An 18,879-nucleotide genomic window follows, 5' to 3' on the forward strand; every position below is an offset into this window, starting at 1 on the left:
ATCGTTCCGCCCTGAACGGGCGACCGCCGCGAAGTGCCCTTTACGCCGCTTTGAGCAAGTGCCGGTCAAGGGAGTACTTCCAGCATGAACCGCAAGACCCTGGTGCTGACGGCCGCGGCCGGACTGCTCACCCCCACGCTCGCCGCCTGCGGCAGCACGAGTGGAGGCGCAGCGGGATCCGGAGTGATCGTCGTCGGAACCACCGACCGGTTCGAGGCGGCCGATTACGCTCCCGCACCGTTCGACCCGGCCTACGCGTACGACGCCGGCGCCTGGAACGTCCTGCGGCAGACCGTCCAGACGCTGATGCACACCCCCCGCGGCGGCGGCCAGCCCGTCCCCGAAGCGGCCTCCGACTGCCGCTTCACCGACACGGGCAACGAGAGCTACCGCTGCACCCTGCGCTCCGGCCTCAAGTTCGCGAGCGGCGAGCCCCTCACGGCCAAGGACGTCAAGTTCTCCATCGACCGCGTCCTCGCCATCAAGGACGAGAACGGCCCCTCCTCGCTGCTCTCCACCCTCGACACCGTCGAGGTGAAGTCCGCCGACGCCGTCGTCTTCCACCTGAAGACCCCGGACGCGACCTTCCCGTACAAGCTCTCCACCCCCGCCGCCGGCATCGTCAGCGAGAAGAACTACGACGCCAAGAAGCTCCGCGGGGGCTTCGCCGTCGACGGCTCCGGCCCGTACACGATGAAGGCCGAGGTCAAGGACAACCACCTCGTCCGGGCCGTCTTCAGCAAGAACCCGAACTACAAGGGCGACTTGAAGCTGCAGAACGACAAGGTCGAACTGCGCACCTTCGACGACTCCGCGGCCATGGGCAAGGCCCTCACCGCCGGATCCGTCCACATGGTCTCCCGCACCCTGTCGCCCGCCCAGATCGCCGAGTTCGCCGCCAAGCCGCCCAAGGGCGTCAAGCTGGTCCCGCTGCCCGGCCTGGAGATCCGCTACATCGGCTTCAACACCGACGCCCCGGCCGTCAAGGACAAGGCCGTACGCCAGGCCCTCGCCGCCGCCGTCGACCGCAACGCGATCATCGACAAGGTCTACGGCAAGTCCGCGCAGCCTCTGTACTCGCTGGTCCCCAGCTCCGTGCCCGGCCACGTCAACTCGTTCTTCAACAAGTACGGCGAGGCCAACACCGCGAAGGCCGCCGACCTGCTGAAGGCCGCCGGGGTCAAGACCCCGGTCAAGCTGACGCTGAACTACACCAAGGACCACTACGGCGACGGCACGGCCACCGAGTTCGAGACCCTCAAGAACCAGCTGAACTCCACCCAGCTGTTCGACGTCACCGTCCAGGGCTCCGACTGGTCCGACTTCCGGCCCGCGCAGAAGAAGGGCGACTACGCGGCCTACGGGCTCGGCTGGTTCCCCGACTACCCCGACGCCGACAACTTCCTCGCCCCGTTCCTGGAGCAGGACAACTTCCTGGGCACGCCGTACGCCAACGCAGCGGTGCGCACCAAGCTCATCCCCGAATCCCGGCGCGCCGTCGACCGCAACGTCGCCGTCCCCGCGATCACGGAGATGCAGGACATCGTCGCCGAGGACGTGCCCGTCCTGCCGCTGTGGCAGGGCAAGCAGTACGTCGCCGCACGCGACGGGATCACCGGAGTGGAGTGGTCGGTCAACGCCATCTCCGACCTCCAGCTGTGGGAACTCGGCCGGGGCGTCAGCGGCTGAGACCGGCAGTACGGCAGTACCGGCAGTACCGGCGGCGGGTGTCGCAGGCCGGCGCAACGAAACAGTTCGACTGACTGTGAAGGACGTTCGCGTGATGAAACGTAACCAATGGCTTGCGGCCCCGCTCGGCGCGGCCACCGCCGCCGCACTGCTCAGCGGTTGCGGTTCGACCGGCAGCCCCACCGCCGACGGCGGCGGCAAGGGCGTGGTCATGGGCATATCCGACCGGGTACGGTCCACCGACCCCGCCTCCGGCTACGACGCCGGATCCTGGCTGCTCTTCAACAACGTCTTCCAGTCCCTGCTGGCCTTCCCCAAGGGCGGCGGCACCACGCCGGAGCCCGACGCCGCGCAGAGCTGCAACTTCGAGGGCGGCGACAGCAAGCTCTACAAGTGCACCCTGCGCGCCGGCCTGAAGTTCAGCAACGGCCACCCGCTCACCTCCAAGGACGTCAAGTACTCCTTCGAGCGCACGCTGAAGATCAACGACGACAACGGCCCGGCCGTGATGCTCTCGTCGATCGCCGGCATCGACACCCCCGACGACAAGACCGTCGTCTTCCGCCTGAAGACCTCCGACGCGACCTTCCCCAGCAAGATCGCCTCGGGCGCGGGCTCCGTCGTCGACCACAGCGAGTACCCGGCGGACAAGCTGCGGACCGACAACAAGGCCGTCGGCTCCGGCGTCTACAAGCTCGACTCGTTCAACGACAAGAGCGCCGGCTTCTCCGTCAACGAGAACTACAGCGGCAAGGCCAAGGCGAAGAACACCGGCGTGACGCTCAAGTTCTTCAACGGGGACCAGGCCGGCCTGAAGAAGGTCCTGGAGGGCGGCGACGTCGACTTCGCCTTCCGCGGCCTCGCCGCCAAGGACATCGCCGCCCTGTCCTCCACCAAGACCGGGGACCACAACGTCGAGGTCGTCCAGGGCACCGGTGCCGAAGTCGAGCACCTCGTCTTCAACATGAACGACCCGGTCGCCGGCAAGCTCCCGATCCGCAAGGCCATCGCCTACCTCGTGGACCGCGAAGCGATCGTCAAGGAGGTCTACGACGGCACGACGACCTCCCTCTACTCGATCGTCCCGGCCGGCATCGCCTCCCACAACACCGCCTTCTTCGACCGCTACGGCGGCAGCCCGCAGCCGAAGAAGGCCGAGGCAGTCCTGCGCGCCGCCGGCATCAAGGACAAGGTGAAGATCACCCTGTACTCGACGACGACGCGCAACGGCCCCTCCACCGACCAGCAGTTCCAGCTCATCGCCAAGCAGCTCAACGAGAGCGGACTCTTCGAGGCCGACGTCAAGTCCGTCGAGTTCACGCAGTACGAGAAGGACATCCAGGACGGCAAGTACGGCGTGTACGTCAAGGGCTGGGTCCCCGACTACCCCGACGCCGACAGCTTCACCCAGCCGTTCTTCGGCCCGGACAACGTCGTGCACAACAACTACGACAACAAGGAGATCAGCGGGACGATCATCCCGTCGACCTCGGCCAAGTCCGACCGCACCGCGGCCAACACCGACTACAACCGCCTCCAGGACATCGTCGCCGACGAGATCCCGCTGCTCCCGCTCTGGCAGAGCAAGCAGTACGCCGTCACCCGCCAGAACGTGACCGGCCTGCAGTGGTCGCTGGACGCCTCCACCGTCTTCCGCTTCTGGGAGATCAGCAAGGGCTGACCCGACCCGGTACGGCGAAGGGGCCGGCAGCCGCACGATGCGGCTGCCGGCCCCTTCGGCCTGCTCAGGGCGTGCCCCGCGCGCTACTGCCCCGCGCGCCAATGCCCCGCGCGCTACTGCCCCGCGCCCGGCCGCACCAGACCGCTCTCGTACGCGTACACCGCCGCCTGGACCCGGTCGCGCAGTCCCAGCTTCGTCAGCACGTGCCCCACGTGCGTCTTCACCGTCGTCTCACTGACGAACAGGTCCGCCGCGATCTCCGCGTTCGACAGGCCGCGCGCCACCAGCTTCAGCACCTCGACCTCCCGCTCGGTCAGCGTGCCCAGCGTGTCCGGCACGCTCTCCTCGCCCGACGGCAGGTGCCCCGCGTACTTGTCCAGCAGCCGGCGCGTGATGCTCGGCGCCAGCATCGCCTCGCCGCCCGCCACCACCCGGATCGCCTGCACCAGCTCAACGGCCGGCGCGTCCTTCAACAGGAACCCGCTCGCCCCCGCCCGCAACGCCTCCACCACGTACTCGTCCAGATCGAACGTGGTCAGCACGAGCACCTTCGCCGGCCCGTCCCGGCCCGGACCCGTGATCTGCCGGGTCGCCTCCACCCCGTCCATCCGCGGCATCCGGATGTCCATCAGCACCACGTCGGGCTGCAGCGCCCGTACCTGGTCCAGCGCCTGCAGACCGTCCCCGGCCTCGCCGACGACCGCCAGGTCCTGTTCGGCCTCCAGGATCATCCGGAAACCGGTGCGCAGCAGCGGCTGGTCGTCGACCAGCAGGACACGGATCGCCACGGGGGGTACCTCGTATTCGTACGGCGGCATCGACGGACGCCGCCCATTCTGCCCTGATCCGCCGCTCAGGATTCCTCCGGGCGGCCCGCCCCGGGCCCGGCCCCCGCTCCCGGCTCGGCCCCGGGCCTCGGGATGACCACCAGCGGATACACCGGGGGAGTCCCGCCGAACTCCGGACACACCGCCCGGTGATCGCACCAGCCGCACAGCTTCGTCGGCCGCGGCCGCCACTCACCCGTCTCCGTCGCCTCCTTGATCGCCTCCCACAGCGCCAGCAGCTTGCGCTCCACCCGCTCCAGATCCGCGACCACCGGGTCGTACGTCAGCACGTCCCCACTGCCCAGGTACACCAGCTGCAGCCGCCGCGGCACGACCTGCTTGAGCCGCCACACCACCAGCGCGTAGAACTTCATCTGGAACAGCGCGCCCTCGGCGTACTCCGGCCGCGGCGCCTTGCCCGTCTTGTAGTCGACGATCCGCACCTCGCCCGACGGCGCCACGTCCACCCGGTCGATGATCCCGCGCAGCCGCAGCCCCGACTCCAGCTCCGTCTCCACGAAGAACTCCCGCTCCACCGGCTCCAGCCGCGTGGGGTCCTCCAACGTGAACCACCGCTCCACCAGCGCCTCGGCCTCCGTCAGCCAGCGCGCCAGCCCCGCCCCCTCATCACCCTCCGGGAACAGCTCCACCAGCTCCGGCTTCGACTCCAGCAGCCGGTCCCACTGCCCCGGGATCAGCGCCTTGGCCCGCGGCGCCGTCCGCTCCACCGCAGGGTGGTCGAAGAGCCGCTCCAGCACCGCGTGCACCAGCGTGCCCCGCGTCGCCGCCGCACTCGGCTTCTCCGGCAGCTTGTCGATCACCCGGAACCGGTACAGCAGCGGGCACTGCATGAAATCGCTCGCCCGCGAAGGGGAGAGCGAAGAAGGCGCCACAGCGCGCGGCGCTGCGTCGGCATCGGCTGCGCCAGGAACCGGACCGGGGCTCGTCGTCATGGACAAAACCCTACGACCCGCCACCGACAGCGCGCGCATACCATCGACGACGGGCCCCTCGCACTGCATGATCGGAGCATCACACCGCGCCACAGGACACCCCGCCCCGCATCCGACGTGCACCTGCACCACACTGAGAGCACCGCCGGCCGCAACCCGCCGGACAGCACCGAACGAAGGACAGCCGTGCCAGACACCGACGAAACCGGCGAGCGCGCAGACAAGCGCTCCGGACCGGGCGGCGGCATCCTCATGGGCCGCCCCTTCGGCGTGCCCGTCTACGTCTCGCCCAGCTGGTTCCTCGTCGCCGCCCTCATCACCTGGGTCTTCGGCGACCAGCTCGACCGCGTCCTGCCCGACCTCGGCCCCGCCCGCTACCTCGTCTCCCTCTTCTTCGCCGTCGCCTTCTACGCCTCGGTCCTCGTCCACGAACTCGCCCACACCGTCGCCGCACTGCGCTTCAAACTGCCCGTGCGCCGGATCCAGCTCCAGTTCTTCGGCGGCGTCTCCGAGATCGAGAAGGAGTCCGAGACCCCCGGCCGCGAATTCGTCCTCGCCTTCGTCGGCCCCCTCCTCTCGCTCCTCCTCGCCGGCGCCTTCTACCTCGGCATGGAACTCGTCGACCCGGCCAGCGTCCCCGGCGTGCTCCTCGCCGGCCTGATGATCTCCAACCTGCTCGTCGCCGCGTTCAACCTGCTCCCCGGCCTCCCGCTCGACGGCGGCCGCATGCTGCGCGCCGTCATCTGGGGCATCACCGGCAAACCCATGACCGGCACCGTCGCCGCCGCCTGGGTCGGCCGCGGCCTCGCCGTCGCCGTCCTCATCGGACTCCCGGTGCTCACCCACACCGGCATCCTCGGCACCGGCACGGGTGCCATCGAGTCGACCGGCATGAACACCGTCATGGACGCCCTGCTCGCCGCGATCCTCGCCGCCATCATCTGGACCGGCGCCGGCAACAGCCTGCGCATGGCCCGCCTGCGCGAACACCTCCCCGAACTGCGCGCCCGCACCCTCACCCGGCGCGCCGTCCCCGTCGAGAACGCCACCCCGCTCTCCGAGGCCCTGCGCCGCGCCAACGCCCACGGCGCCCGCGCCATCGTCGTCGTCGACGGCCACGGCGACCCCCTCTCCATCGTCCGCGAGAGCGCCATCGCCTCCGTCCCCGAACACCGCCGCCCCTGGGTCGCCGTCAGCACCCTCGCCCAGGAGCTCACCGACGGAATGAAGGTCTCCGCCGAACTCTCCGGCGAGGAACTCCTCGACCACCTCCGCGCCACCCCCGCCACCGAATACCTCGTACTCGAACCCGGCGGCGAGATCTACGGCGTCCTGTCCACCCTGGACGTCGAGAAGGCCTTCGTGAAGGCCATGGCGCGGCCCCAGTCCTGAAGCCAATACACTGGTCACATGTCCGAACCGACCGGTGCCGCCCGCCGACGCGGGCCCTTCGAGGTCGGGGACCAGGTTCAGCTCACCGACCCCAAGGGCCGCCACTACACGTTCACGCTCGAAGCCGGGAAGAATTTCCACACCCACAAGGGTTCCTTCCCGCACGACGAGCTGATCGGCTCCCCCGAAGGAAGCGTCGTCCGTACCACGGGCAACGTCGCCTACCTCGCGCTGCGTCCCCTGCTCCCCGACTATGTCCTGTCCATGCCCCGCGGCGCCGCCGTGGTCTACCCCAAGGACGCCGGCCAGATCCTGGCCTTCGCCGACATCTTCCCCGGCGCCCGCGTCGTGGAAGCGGGGGTGGGATCCGGCTCCCTGAGCAGCTTCCTGCTGCGCGCCATCGGCGACCAGGGCATGCTCCACAGCTACGAGCGCCGCGCGGACTTCGCCGAGATCGCCACCGCGAACGTCGAGCGCTACTTCGGCGGCTCGCACCCCGCGTGGCAGCTGACCGTCGGCGACCTCCAGGACAACCTGTCCGACACCGACGTCGACCGCGTCATCCTCGACATGCTCGCCCCCTGGGAGTGCCTGGAGGCCGTCTCCAAGGCGCTGGTCCCCGGCGGCATCCTGTGCTGCTACGTGGCCACCACCACCCAGCTCTCCAAGACGGTCGAGTCCATCCGCGAGATCGGCTGCTTCGCCGAGCCGCAGCCCTGGGAATCGATGATCCGCAACTGGCACGTCGAGGGCCTGGCCGTCCGCCCGGACCACCGGATGATCGGACACACCGGCTTCCTCGTCACCGCCCGCCGCCTCGCCGACGGGGTCGAGCCCCCGATGCGCCGCCGCCGTCCCGCCAAGGGCGCCTACGGCGAGGACTACGACGGCCCCGGCAGCGACCGCTCCGCCTAGACGGCGGCGAGGCCGCCCGGCCGACCCAACACCAAGGCGCTGTGGCGCAGTTCCCCGGACGAACCGGGAACTGCGCCACAGCGCCTTTTCGTTGTCCCACCAGGTGCCCCCCATACCGGCCCCAGCCGACACGGACCCGGCCGTTCCGCCCCGGTGTGAGGTGTGGCACGATGCTGGCTCCCCGTCACCCTTCGCACAGGAGACACCCCGCGTGCCGCACCGCCCCGCCGAGCTGACGCCGACACCGGAATTCCTGGGCCACGGCAGCGCCAGGCCCCTCCACTGGCTCGCCACGGCCACCGCCATGGCCGCCGTCATAGCCGCCGCGGGACTCCTCCAGCCGGACGCGGCCGCCACCGGCCACGCAGCTGCCTCCACGGCCCCCGCGAGCGGCCCGCAGGCCGCCGCCCCCGACCCGGCCGCGGTCACGTACCCGCTGGACTGCAAGGGCCTCCCGACGGCCGTCACGGCCACCGCCCAGGGCGACCTCGACGGAGACGGGCGCCCCGAGACCGTGGCCGCCGTACGCTGCGACGCCGGATCCGGCACCCCGCCCCACGCGATCTACGTACTCGCCCAGGACAAGACCCCCGGCGCGACGCCGAGGGTCGTGGCCACCTTGCTGGAGGCCGGTAAGAGGCAGACCGCCACCGAGCTCACCGTCCGCGACGGAGTCGTCACCGCCAGCCTCATCGGGTACTCCTCGCCCCAGGTGCCCCGCTACAGCCCCGACGTGAAACAGCTCGCCAAGTGGCGCTGGAGCGGCGGAAAATTCCGCCAGGAGCTGACGAACTCAGACGCCAGGAGTGTTTGAACCGTCACTGCGCGTCCGGACCGAATACCTCGACCCTGTCCGAAACGCGCCTTACGTGGATGCAGTCACCCGGGCACTCCTTCGCCGAGTCCACCACGTCCTGCAGCAGCGTCAGAGGAACCGGAGTCGTCGCCCCCGCCTCCACCAGAAGCTCGTCCCCAGGGCTCTTCACGTACGCCAGACCATCGATGTCCAGCTCGAACACCTCCGGCGCGTACTGCACACAGATCCCGTCACCGGTGCACAGGTCCTGGTCGATCCAGACCTCGAGCGGCTCGCCGGCCTGCCCGGCACCCCCCGTGGAAGCCTCCTGCTGCACGGTCATATCTCCTGCCGTTCCCTGCGCTCAGTGATCCGTTTCCGCCACGAGCCGCGGCAAGTCGCGCGAGCCCTGACGGGTGTTGAACACTTCGACCTTACAACCGGCCGCTTTCCGATGTTGATGGGTGGGTATTTCCTTGGCGTGAGGGAGTACGCAAGGGTGAAGATCGGACACACCTCTACCGTCTTTGTGATCTAGGGGTTTCAATCACCACCAGCCCAGGTAGGGTCAGGAAGCGTCCAGCTCCCCTTGGAGGAGGTGAGGACCGTGGCAGCCCACGACGACGACATCAACCGCGGCATCCGGCCGGGGCGAGGGTCTGAGGACCCCGCCGGCCAGGTTGCCTATCTCGAGCAGGAAATCGCCGTCCTGCGACGTAAGCTCGCCGACTCTCCGCGACACACGAGGATTCTCGAAGAGCGGATCGTCGAGCTCCAGACAAACCTGGCCGGCGTCTCCGCGCAAAACGAGCGACTGGCAAATACGCTCCGTGAGGCCCGCGACCAGATCATCGCCCTCAAGGAGGAAGTCGACCGGCTCGCACAGCCGCCGGCCGGTTTCGGAGTCTTCCTTCAGGCGAACGAAGACGGCACCGTCGACATCTTCACCGGCGGCCGAAAGCTCCGCGTGAACGTCAGCCCCAGCGTCGAACCGGAAGACCTCCGGCGCGGCCAGGAGGTCATGCTCAACGAGGCCCTCAACGTGGTCGAGGCCATGGAGTTCGAACGGGCCGGGGACATCGTCACCCTCAAGGAGATCCTCGAGGACGGCGAGCGCGCCCTGGTGGTCGGGCACACCGACGAGGAAAGGGTGGTGAGGCTCGCCGAGCCGCTCCTGGACATCACCATCCGCCCCGGCGACGCCCTCCTGCTCGAACCCCGCTCCGGCTACGTCTACGAGGTCGTCCCCAAGAGCGAGGTCGAGGACCTGGTCCTCGAAGAGGTCCCGGACATCGACTACGACAAGATCGGCGGCCTGGGCGACCAGATCGAGCTGATCCGCGACGCGGTCGAGCTCCCGTACCTCTACCCCGACCTCTTCAAGGAACACGAACTGCGGCCCCCGAAGGGCATCCTGCTCTACGGCCCTCCCGGCTGCGGCAAGACGCTCATCGCCAAGGCAGTGGCCAACTCCCTTGCCAAGAAGGTCGCCGAGGTGACCGGACAGGCCCAGGGCAAGTCCTACTTCCTGAACATCAAGGGCCCCGAACTCCTCAACAAGTACGTCGGCGAGACCGAGCGGCACATCCGCCTCGTCTTCCAGCGTGCCCGCGAGAAGGCCAGCGAGGGCACCCCCGTCATCGTCTTCTTCGACGAGATGGAATCCCTCTTCCGCACCCGCGGATCCGGAGTCAGCTCGGACGTCGAGAACACCATCGTCCCCCAGCTGCTCGCCGAGATCGACGGTGTGGAGGGCCTGGAGAACGTCATCGTGATCGGCGCCTCCAACCGCGAGGACATGATCGACCCGGCCATCCTGCGCCCCGGCCGGCTCGACGTGAAGATCAAGATCGAGCGCCCCGACGCCGAAGCCGCGAAGGACATCTTCGCCAAGTACCTCAAGGCCTCGCTGCCGCTCCACAGCGACGACCTCACCGAGCACTCCGGCTCGCCCGAGGTCGCCGTCCACAGCATGATCCAGACCGTCGTCGAGCAGATGTACGCCGAAACCGAGGAGAACCGCTTCCTCGAGGTCACGTACGCCAACGGCGACAAGGAAGTCCTGTACTTCAAGGACTTCAACTCCGGAGCCATGATCCAGAACATCGTGGACCGGGCCAAGAAGATGGCCATCAAGGCCTTCCTCGAACACAACCAGAAGGGCCTGCGCGTCTCCCACCTCCTCCAGGCTTGCGTGGACGAGTTCAAGGAGAACGAGGACCTGCCCAACACCACCAACCCGGACGACTGGGCCCGGATCTCCGGAAAGAAGGGCGAGCGGATCGTATTCATCCGCACCCTCGTCACCGGAAAGCAGGGCGCGGACACCGGACGCTCCATCGACACCGTGGCAAACACCGGTCAGTACCTCTGACCGAACAGGGCGGCTGCGGATGCCCCACCCGGGCACCCGCAGCCGACTGCTTTACCGACTGTCCTTTTCAGCCGGTGACGGGGTGAAGTCAATGACTGAAATGATCTCCCCACCAGCGCGGAGTGGTTCTAGGCTCTTCCGTACCGCCTCATCCGCAGTGCGGGGACGGGCACCGCACACGCACCGGAGCACCAGCGGTACTTGAGCGTCGCTCCCGAACGGGAGCGCCGCCGGGCAAGGAGGGCCGCATGACCGTACGGCGAGTAATGGGAATCGAGACGGAGTACGGGATCTCCGTCCCGGGGCACCCGAACGCCAATGCCATGCTCACCTCGTCCCAGATCGTCAACGCCTACGCGGCGGCGATGCACCGGGCGCGCCGCGCCCGCTGGGACTTCGAGGAGGAGAACCCGCTGCGGGACGCCCGCGGCTTCGACCTCGCCCGCGAGGCCGCCGACAACAGCCAGCTCACCGACGAGGACATCGGCCTCGCCAACGTCATCCTCACCAACGGCGCACGGCTCTACGTCGATCACGCGCACCCCGAGTACAGCTCCCCGGAGATCACCAACCCGCTCGACGCCGTCCTCTGGGACAAGGCCGGCGAGCGGATCATGGCCGAGGCCGCCGTACGGGCCGCCCAGCTCCCCGGCGCCCAGCCCATCCACCTCTACAAGAACAACACCGACAACAAGGGCGCCTCCTACGGCACGCACGAGAACTACCTGATGAAGCGGGAGACCCCCTTCTCGGAGATCGTGCGCCACCTGACGCCCTTCTTCGTCTCCCGCCAGGTCGTGACCGGCGCGGGGCGCGTGGGGATCGGCCAGGACGGCCGCGAGCACGGCTTCCAGATCAGCCAGCGCGCGGACTACTTCGAGGTCGAGGTCGGCCTGGAGACGACGCTCAAGCGGCCCATCATCAACACGCGCGACGAGCCGCACTCGGACGCCGAGAAGTACCGCCGGCTGCACGTGATCATCGGCGACGCCAACCTCTCCGAGATCTCCACGTACCTCAAGCTCGGCACCACAGCCCTCGTCCTCTCGATGATCGAGGACTCGTTCATCAACGTCGACCTGGCCGTGGACCAGCCCGTGCGGACCCTGCACCAGGTCTCCCACGACCCCGATCTGCGACACCTGATCACGCTGCGCAGCGGCCGCACGCTGACCGCCGTACAACTCCAGATGGAGTACTTCGAGCTGGCCAGGAAGTACGTGGACGAGCGTTTCGGCTCCGACGCGGACGAGCAGACCAAGGATGTGCTGGCCCGCTGGGAGGACGTGCTGGGCCGGCTGGAGAGCGACCCGATGAGCCTGTCGGGGGAGCTGGACTGGATCGCGAAGCGCGAGATCCTGGAGGGCTACCAGAGGCGGGACGGGCTCGGCTGGGACGCCGCCCGGCTCCACCTGGTGGACCTCCAGTACGCGGACGTACGGCCCGAGAAGGGCCTGTACAACCGGCTGGTGGCCCGCGGCAAGATGAAGCGGCTGGTGGAGGAGCCGGCGGTGGAGCGCGCGCAGGGCAAGCCTCCGGAGGACACCCGGGCGTACTTCCGGGGCCGGTGCCTGGAGCAGTACGCGGACGACGTGGCCGCGGCCTCGTGGGACTCGGTGATCTTCGACCTGCCGGGCCGCGACTCGCTCCAGCGGGTCCCGACGCTGGAACCCCTGCGGGGTACCCGCAAGCACGTGAAGGAGCTCCTGGACCGCTGCCGCACGGCGGAGGACCTGGTGCGGGTACTCAGCGGGAACTGAGGGCTGAAAAGTCCCCGGTCCGGGAATCATGAAGTCAGCCGCACGTTATGAAAGTGCGGGGACGAATGCCGGGCCCTCCTTGTAGGGTCCGACGTAGGGTCTGATCTTGAGAGATCCCGATCCCGGGGTCTCTCGACATGAGCGCGCGAACCGAGCGGGGTGAGGTAGACATGGCGACCAAGGACACCGGCGGCGGACAGCAGAAGGCGACTCGCTCGACCGAGGAGGTCGAGGAGGCGGCGGTCGAGGAATCGACCGACCTCAAGGAACGCCAGGAAAAGCTCTCCGACGACGTCGACTCCGTACTCGACGAAATCGATGATGTGCTCGAGGAGAACGCCGAGGATTTCGTGCGCTCCTTCGTGCAAAAAGGTGGCCAGTAAGCCCATTTAGCCTTCGAATCAAAGGCGGCGGGTTGGGTTGAGCGGGAGCGAGTGAAGCGGTGTGCCCGGTGCGGTGAATGGAAGCCACATCGGGAATTCGCTCCCAAGCGAACCAATCTGGACGGATTGCAGAGACACTGCCGGGAATGCGGCGCTGAGTCTCACCGGAAGCGCGAGGCGGCCATGGGCCGACAGCCCAGGCCGTCTGCCTCGGAGGGCCACAAGTACTGCCTTGGGTGCGGTGAGGACCGCACCCCGAGTGGCATCGCAACAGCTCGGCTCCCGACGGTCTCGCTACACGCTGCAAGGCGTGTTGTGCCATCGGGAACCGGGCGGGGCACCTGAAACGAGCCTATGGAATCACCGAGGCTGAGCGTGACGAGATGATCGCCATGCAGGGCGGCGTCTGCTGTATCTGCCTAACCGATCCGGCCGTGCATGTGGATCACTGCCACGAGACGGGTAGGGTCCGAGGCGTACTTTGTCTCAACTGCAACATGGGCCTCGGCCTGTTGAAGGAGAGCCCCGACCATATCCGTCGGGCCATCCAATACCTGGAGGGAACGCGTGGAAGCCAACACTCGTAGCACGGGGCGGCTGCCGGCAGCCTTCCTGACGCCGGGGTCCTCGTCCTTCATGGACTTCCTCGGGGCGCATTCGCCCGAGATGCTGCCGGGGAACCGGAAGCTGCCCGAGGGGGTCGTCGAGGCGCCGCACGGGACGACCATCGTGGCCGCCACCTTCCCCGGTGGGGTCGTGCTCGCCGGTGACCGGCGGGCGACCATGGGGAACATGATCGCGCAGCGGGACATCGAGAAGGTGTTCCCGGCCGACGAGTACTCCGCGGTGGGCATCGCCGGTACGGCCGGCCTGGCCGTGGAGATGGTCAAGCTGTTCCAGCTGGAGCTGGAGCACTTCGAGAAGGTGGAGGGGACGACCCTCTCCCTGGAGGGCAAGGCCAACCGGCTCTCCACCATGATCCGGAGCAATCTGGGCATGGCGATGCAGGGGCTGGCCGTCGTGCCTCTGTTCGCCGGGTACGACGAGGCCAAGGAGAAGGGCCGGATCTTCTCCTACGACGTGACCGGCGGCCGCTCCGAGGAGCACGGCTACGCCGCCACCGGGTCCGGTTCCATCTTCGCTCGCGGCTCCATGAAGAAGCTGTACCGCCCCGACCTGACGGAGGGGCAGGCCACCACCCTCGTCGTGCAGGCGCTGTACGACGCAGCCGACGACGATTCGGCGACCGGTGGCCCGGACCTGTACCGCCACATCTATCCGATCGTCACCGTCATCACGGACGAGGGATTCCGCAGGCTGACCGACGACGAGTCGCAGGAGCTCGCCCGTGCGGTCACCAACCGTCGGCTGGAGCAGCCCGACGGCCCGCGCGCCGCCCTGCTCTGACCATCCGTCGCCCCGTAGGAGCCCAGAAGAAAGGGACGGACAGCCGGTGTCGACTCCGTTCTATGTGTCACCCCAGCAGGCCATGGCCGACCGGGCGGAATACGCCCGGAAGGGCATCGCCCGCGGTCGCAGCCTTGTCGTGCTGCAGTACGCCGACGGCATCGTGTTCGTCGGCGAGAACCCGTCCCGCGCGCTGCACAAGTTCAGCGAGATCTACGACCGGATCGGCTTCGCGGCCGCCGGCAAGTACAACGAGTACGAGAACCTGCGGATCGGCGGCGTGCGCTACGCCGATCTGCGCGGATACACCTACGACCGTGACGATGTGACGGCCCGTGGGCTGGCGAACGTCTACGCGCAGACGCTCGGCACGATCTTCTCCAGTGCCGGTGAGAAGCCGTACGAGGTGGAGCTGGTCGTGGCCGAGGTCGGTGCGACGGCCGCGGGTGACCAGATCTACCGGCTGCCGCACGACGGTTCGATCGTGGACGAGCACGGCTCGGTCGCGGTGGGCGGGAACGCGGAGCAGATCAGTACGTTCCTGGATCAGCGTCACCGGGACGGGATGACCCTGTCCGAGGCGCTGAAGCTGGCGGTGCAGGCGCTCTCCAGCCAGGCGAACGGTGCGGACAAGACGATTCCGGCCGAGCGGCTGGAGGTCGCGGTGCTGGACCGGACGCGGGCCCAGCAGCGGAAGTTCAAGCGGATCCGGGGCCGGCAGCTGTCGCGGCTGCTGGAGGCGGATGTCACGGCGGCCGTGCAGGCCGATGCCGTGTCGAACGACGAGGCTCCCGAGGACGATTCCGAGGAGTAGATCGACGCGCGAGTGGCGCCCCCGGCCTTTTGGCCGGGGGCGTCTTCGTGTTTCAGGCGGGGGCGGGGCCCGTGGAGGCGCGGACGATCAGGTCGACCGGGATGTCGGGGGCGGTCCAGGGGGTGCCGTCCAGGACGGCGAGGAGGGCGGTCATGCCCTGTTCGCCGACGCGTTCGGCGGGGAGGTGGACGGTGGTGAGCTCGGGTTCGACGGCGGTGGCGAGGGCGAGGTCGTCGAAGCCGGTGACGGAGAGGTCCTCGGGGATGCGCAGGCCGAGGCGCCGGGCGGCCTTGCAGGTGCCGGCGGCGAGGATGTCGTCGTCGCAGACGACGGCGGTGGGCCGGCCCTCGGGGGCCGCGAGGGCCGCCTCCATGGCCGTACGGGCGTCGGTGACGGTGAGGGGGGCCCGTACGGTGCGCAGCTCGGCGTGGGGCGGCAGCTGGGTGGCCAGGGCTTCGGCGCGGACGTGGAAGGTCCAGGAGTCGACGGCGGAGGCGAGGTGGAGGATGCGGCGGTGGCCGAGTGCGAGGAGGTGTTCGGTGATCTGGCGCATGCCGTCGGCCATGGCGAGGTTGACGTGGGCGGCGGCGCGTCGGGCGGTGGGGTCGCTGTCGAGCATGACGAGGGGGAGTTCGGCGTCGCCGATGGCGTCGAGGGCGTGGGCGGCCATGGAGGAGGCGATGACTCCGTCGAGGGCGGCGCGGGCGGAGGCGAAGGGGTCGCGGGCGGGGCCGGTGCCGTCGGGGGAGGGGTAGAGGACGACGCCGAAGCCGTGTTCGGCGGCGATGCGGGCGGCGCCGGTGTAGACGCGGGCGAAGAACTCGTTGGTGAGGGCGGGGACGACGAGGAGGGCGGTGCGGGTGGAGCCGAGGCGGAGGTTGCGGGCGGCGAGGTTGGGGCGGTAGCCGAGGGTGGTGGCGGCTTCGCGGACGAGGCCGGCGGTGCGTTCGGAGACGCGGCCGCGCCATTTGTCGCCGAGGACGAGGGAGACGGTGGCTTGTGAGACTCCGGCGGCGGTGGCCACGTCGCGGCTGGTGGGTCTCGTCACACTCTGCTCCTGGTCGCGGTCGTTCGGGTGGACCCCTGTGGTGTGGCCATGGTACGTATGACGGGTCACGTTATACGTATTACCCCGGCTGGAGCCGGGCAGAAGGGGGCCGTCATGGCCGCGGGATACGCGGAGCTGCTCAGGACCCGGCACGCCGCGAGGCTGCTGGTGGGCACGCTCGTAGGCCGGCTGCCGAACGGCACCGGGCCGATCGCGATCGTGCTGTTCACCCGGGCCGAGGGCGGCAGCTACAGCCTGGCGGGCGCGCTGGCGGCCGTGTACGGGCTGGCCAACGCGGTGGGCCAGCCGCTGCTGGGGCGGGCCGTCGACCTGTTCGGGCAGCCGCGGGTGCAGCTGCCGGCCGCGGTGGTGTCCGCGCTGGGCATGGTGTGGCTGGCGGTGGCGGGTACCGGGGCGCCGGTGGCCGCTTACGGCGCCGTGGTGGTCGCGGGGCTCTTCACGCCGCCGCTGGAGGGCGGGCTGCGGGCGCTGTGGCCGGGTGTGCTCGGCGGCAAGGAGGAGCGGGTGCACGCCGCGTACGCGATGGACGCGGTGGCCCAAGAGGTCATGTTCACGGTCGGTCCGCTGCTGGTGACGCTGTGCGTGGCGCTGTGGGACCCGGCGGTCGCGCTGCTGGTGATCAATGCGATCGGTGTGCTCGGCGCGCTGTCCGTCGTGGTGTCGGAGCCTTCGCGTACGTGGCGTTCGGCGCCGCGCGAGGCGCACTGGCTGGGCGCGCTGCGCTCGCCGGGGCTGCTGGCGCTGCTGGGTTCGTTCTTCTTCGTGGGCACGGCGCTGGGTTCGATCACGGTGGCGGGCGTGGCGTACGCCGACGACCACGGGAACCGGGCGGTGTACGGCTGGCTGATGGCGGCGCTGGGTCTGGGCGCGCTGGTCGGCGGGGTGGCGTACGGCGCCCGGCAGTGGGCGGGCGCGCCGGAGCGGCGGCTGCGGCTGCTGGTGGCGTTGCTGGCGGTCTGCTACCTGCCGCTGATGCTGGTCCCGGGCCCGTTGCCGATGGCGGCGCTGGCGGGGCTGGCGGGTGTGTTCCTGGCGCCCGCGCTGGCTTGTGCGTTCATCGTCGTGGACCGGCACGCTCCGGCGGGGACGGTGACGGAGGCGTTCTCGTGGCTGGTGACGTTCTTCGGGGTGGGTGCGGCGATCGGTACGGCCGCGGCCGGCCCGGCGGTGGAACTGGGCGGTACGGCGAGCGGGTTCGGCGTGGCGAGCGTCGCCGGTGCGGCGGCGCTGCTGGTGCTGACGGCCACTCAGCGGATCCTGGCCGCTCCCGGCCGGACCCGGACGGTGGCGGGTTCGCCGTCGGGGTCCGCCGAGGGCGCCGACGGAGCCGCAGGCGGGGGTCCGTCGGGCGGTCCGGCGGAGCGGCTCGCAGGGAACTGATCGAAACGGCGTTCACGAACCCGGTTTCAGAACAGTGCGGAAGGCGTAATGTTCAGTCATGGACCGCCGCATTTTCGGGCTGGAGAACGAGTACGGCGTCACGTGCACGTTCAGGGGACAGCGCCGACTGTCTCCTGACGAAGTGGCGCGCTACCTCTTCCGCCGTGTTGTGTCATGGGGCCGCAGCAGCAATGTCTTCCTGCGGAACGGCGCCCGCCTGTACCTCGACGTGGGTTCGCATCCGGAATATGCAACTCCCGAATGCGACAACGTGACGGAACTCGTCACGCACGACAAGGCGGGCGAGCGCATTCTCGAAGGTCTGCTCGTCGATGCCGAACGCCGCCTGCACGAGGAGGGAATCGCGGGCGACGTCTATCTCTTCAAGAACAACACCGACTCGGCGGGCAACTCGTACGGCTGCCACGAGAACTATCTGGTGGCCCGGCACGGGGAATTCTCCCGCCTGGCGGACATCCTCATTCCGTTCCTCGTCACGCGCCAGCTGATCTGCGGCGCGGGCAAGGTGCTGCAGACCCCCCGGGGCGCGGTCTACTGCGTGAGCCAGCGGGCCGAGCACATCTGGGAGGGCGTCAGCTCCGCGACGACCCGGTCCCGGCCGATCATCAACACCCGGGACGAGCCGCACGCGGACGCCGAGCGCTACCGCCGCCTGCACGTGATCGTCGGGGACTCGAACATGTCCGAGACGACCATGCTGCTCAAGGTCGGGGCCACCGACCTGGTGCTGCGCATGATCGAGGCGGGCACGGTGATGCGGGACCTGACCCTGGAGAACCCGATCCGGGCGATCCGCGAGGTCAGCCACGACATCACGGGCCAGCGCAAGGTGCGCCTGGCGAGCGGTCGCGAGGCCTCGGCGCTGGAGATCCAGCGCGAGTACTACGACAAGGCCGTGGACTTCGCCGAGCGCCGGGGGATCCGTACCGGCACGGTGGACCAGGTGCTGGAGCTGTGGGGCCGCACCCTCGACGCGATCGACGCGGAGGACCTGGACCGGATCGGGACCGAGATCGACTGGGTCATGAAGTACCAGCTGATCGAGCGGTACCGGGCCAAGCACGGCATGACCATGTCGAACCCGCGCGTGGCCCAGATAGACCTCGCGTACCACGACATCCACCGCCGGCGCGGGCTGTACTACCTGCTGGAGCGCAAGGGGCAGGCGGCGCGGATCTGCAACGACCTCAAGATCTTCGAGGGCAAGTCGGTGCCCCCGCAGACCACGCGGGCGCGGCTGCGCGGGGATTTCATCCGCCGGGCGCAGGAGCAGCGGCGGGACTTCACGGTCGACTGGGTGCATCTCAAGCTGAACGACCAGGCGCAGCGGACCGTGCTGTGCAAGGACCCGTTCCGGTCGGTGGACGACCGGGTGGAGAAGCTGATCGCCGGGATGTGAGATCGCGCTGATCTCGCGC

Annotated in this window: 17 protein-coding genes; 13 read left to right on the top strand and 4 right to left on the bottom strand. The window is 69.1% G+C overall.

Annotation, left to right across the window (positions count from 1 at the left end):
* The first annotated feature begins 84 nt into the window (after positions 1–84).
* The gene (locus ACIQU4_RS30415) at positions 85–1,689 is read left to right on the top strand and encodes an ABC transporter substrate-binding protein (protein WP_403737380.1); all 1,605 of its coding nucleotides are present in this window, start codon (positions 85–87) and stop codon (positions 1,687–1,689) included.
* Positions 1,690–1,783: 94 nt separating this feature from the next.
* Complete coding sequence (locus ACIQU4_RS30420; protein ID WP_403737383.1) at positions 1,784–3,370, top strand: ABC transporter substrate-binding protein; 1,587 nt, start codon at positions 1,784–1,786, stop codon at positions 3,368–3,370.
* 113 nt (positions 3,371–3,483) lie between these two features.
* Here the strand turns inward: ACIQU4_RS30420 and ACIQU4_RS30425 are convergent, their stop codons facing one another.
* Positions 3,484–4,158, bottom strand: coding sequence for a response regulator transcription factor (locus ACIQU4_RS30425; protein ID WP_054226139.1), 675 nt, complete (start codon positions 4,156–4,158; stop codon positions 3,484–3,486).
* A gap of 65 nt (positions 4,159–4,223) precedes the next feature.
* Positions 4,224–5,150 (bottom strand): RecB family exonuclease, encoded by a 927-nt coding sequence (locus ACIQU4_RS30430; RefSeq protein WP_403737385.1) that lies wholly within the window; start codon positions 5,148–5,150, stop codon positions 4,224–4,226.
* A gap of 186 nt (positions 5,151–5,336) precedes the next feature.
* Here ACIQU4_RS30430 and ACIQU4_RS30435 point away from each other — a divergent pair, with 186 nt between their 5' ends.
* From ACIQU4_RS30435 to ACIQU4_RS30445, 3 genes are all read left to right on the top strand, one after another.
* Positions 5,337–6,542, top strand: a complete 1,206-nt coding sequence (locus ACIQU4_RS30435; RefSeq protein WP_403737387.1) for a site-2 protease family protein — start codon at positions 5,337–5,339, stop codon at positions 6,540–6,542.
* An 18-nt stretch (positions 6,543–6,560) separates the two neighbouring features.
* Positions 6,561–7,457 (top strand): tRNA (adenine-N1)-methyltransferase, encoded by an 897-nt coding sequence (locus tag ACIQU4_RS30440; protein WP_403737390.1) that lies wholly within the window; start codon positions 6,561–6,563, stop codon positions 7,455–7,457.
* Between the two features lie 211 nt (positions 7,458–7,668).
* Positions 7,669–8,271, top strand: coding sequence for a hypothetical protein (locus ACIQU4_RS30445; RefSeq protein WP_403737393.1), 603 nt, complete (start codon positions 7,669–7,671; stop codon positions 8,269–8,271).
* A 4-nt stretch (positions 8,272–8,275) separates the two neighbouring features.
* On the opposite strand, the gene ACIQU4_RS30450 is transcribed toward ACIQU4_RS30445, so the two are convergent.
* The gene (locus ACIQU4_RS30450) at positions 8,276–8,596 is read right to left on the bottom strand and encodes a ferredoxin (protein ID WP_403737395.1); all 321 of its coding nucleotides are present in this window, start codon (positions 8,594–8,596) and stop codon (positions 8,276–8,278) included.
* 264 nt (positions 8,597–8,860) lie between these two features.
* Between ACIQU4_RS30450 and arc the strand changes: the two genes are divergently transcribed.
* The 6 genes from arc (at position 8,861) to prcA (ending at position 14,991) form a co-directional block, all read left to right on the top strand.
* A complete protein-coding gene (gene arc, locus ACIQU4_RS30455; protein WP_403737397.1) occupies positions 8,861–10,627 on the top strand; it encodes a proteasome ATPase in 1,767 nt (588 codons plus the stop codon).
* 248 nt (positions 10,628–10,875) lie between these two features.
* The gene (dop, locus tag ACIQU4_RS30460; protein WP_403737400.1) at positions 10,876–12,387 is read left to right on the top strand and encodes a depupylase/deamidase Dop; all 1,512 of its coding nucleotides are present in this window, start codon (positions 10,876–10,878) and stop codon (positions 12,385–12,387) included.
* 170 nt (positions 12,388–12,557) lie between these two features.
* Entirely contained in the window at positions 12,558–12,770 is a 213-nt protein-coding gene (locus ACIQU4_RS30465; RefSeq protein WP_030016348.1) for a ubiquitin-like protein Pup, read from the top strand.
* A 392-nt stretch (positions 12,771–13,162) separates the two neighbouring features.
* Positions 13,163–13,357, top strand: a complete 195-nt coding sequence (locus ACIQU4_RS30470; RefSeq protein WP_403737676.1) for an endonuclease VII domain-containing protein — start codon at positions 13,163–13,165, stop codon at positions 13,355–13,357.
* A complete protein-coding gene (gene prcB / locus ACIQU4_RS30475; protein WP_403737403.1) occupies positions 13,338–14,177 on the top strand; it encodes a proteasome subunit beta in 840 nt (279 codons plus the stop codon). Before ACIQU4_RS30470 ends, prcB begins: the two co-directional genes overlap by 20 nt.
* Before the next feature lie 46 nt (positions 14,178–14,223).
* Positions 14,224–14,991, top strand: coding sequence for a proteasome subunit alpha (prcA, locus tag ACIQU4_RS30480; RefSeq protein ID WP_385588426.1), 768 nt, complete (start codon positions 14,224–14,226; stop codon positions 14,989–14,991).
* Positions 14,992–15,043: 52 nt separating this feature from the next.
* On the opposite strand, the gene ACIQU4_RS30485 is transcribed toward prcA, so the two are convergent.
* Complete coding sequence (locus ACIQU4_RS30485) at positions 15,044–16,039, bottom strand: LacI family DNA-binding transcriptional regulator (RefSeq protein WP_403737407.1); 996 nt, start codon at positions 16,037–16,039, stop codon at positions 15,044–15,046.
* A 114-nt stretch (positions 16,040–16,153) separates the two neighbouring features.
* On the opposite strand from ACIQU4_RS30485, the gene ACIQU4_RS30490 reads away from it, so the two are divergent.
* Positions 16,154–17,440: an MFS transporter gene (locus ACIQU4_RS30490; protein ID WP_403737410.1), complete on the top strand. Its 1,287-nt coding sequence runs from the start codon at positions 16,154–16,156 to the stop codon at positions 17,438–17,440.
* Positions 17,441–17,498: 58 nt separating this feature from the next.
* Positions 17,499–18,860 (top strand): Pup--protein ligase, encoded by a 1,362-nt coding sequence (gene pafA, locus ACIQU4_RS30495; RefSeq protein ID WP_030157196.1) that lies wholly within the window; start codon positions 17,499–17,501, stop codon positions 18,858–18,860.
* Positions 18,861–18,879: the final 19 nt, after the last annotated feature.

The sequence above is a fragment of the Streptomyces sp. NPDC090741 genome, assembly GCF_044769045.1.
Taxonomy (GTDB): Bacteria; Actinomycetota; Actinomycetes; order Streptomycetales; family Streptomycetaceae; genus Streptomyces.

Bases quoted from the DNA above. Each gene is read 5' to 3' on its own strand.
- ACIQU4_RS30415 (WP_403737380.1), top strand. From the start codon at position 85: ATGAACCGCAAGACCCTGGTGCTGACGGCCGCGGCCGGACTGCTCACC.
- ACIQU4_RS30420 (WP_403737383.1), top strand. From the start codon at position 1,784: ATGAAACGTAACCAATGGCTTGCGGCCCCGCTCGGCGCGGCCACCGCC.
- ACIQU4_RS30430 (WP_403737385.1), bottom strand. From the start codon at position 5,150: ATGACGACGAGCCCCGGTCCGGTTCCTGGCGCAGCCGATGCCGACGCA.
- ACIQU4_RS30440 (WP_403737390.1), top strand. From the start codon at position 6,561: ATGTCCGAACCGACCGGTGCCGCCCGCCGACGCGGGCCCTTCGAGGTC.
- ACIQU4_RS30450 (WP_403737395.1), bottom strand. From the start codon at position 8,596: ATGACCGTGCAGCAGGAGGCTTCCACGGGGGGTGCCGGGCAGGCCGGC.
- dop (WP_403737400.1), top strand. From the start codon at position 10,876: ATGACCGTACGGCGAGTAATGGGAATCGAGACGGAGTACGGGATCTCC.
- ACIQU4_RS30465 (WP_030016348.1), top strand. From the start codon at position 12,558: ATGGCGACCAAGGACACCGGCGGCGGACAGCAGAAGGCGACTCGCTCG.
- ACIQU4_RS30470 (WP_403737676.1), top strand. From the start codon at position 13,163: ATGCAGGGCGGCGTCTGCTGTATCTGCCTAACCGATCCGGCCGTGCAT.
- ACIQU4_RS30490 (WP_403737410.1), top strand. From the start codon at position 16,154: ATGGCCGCGGGATACGCGGAGCTGCTCAGGACCCGGCACGCCGCGAGG.
- pafA (WP_030157196.1), top strand. From the start codon at position 17,499: ATGGACCGCCGCATTTTCGGGCTGGAGAACGAGTACGGCGTCACGTGC.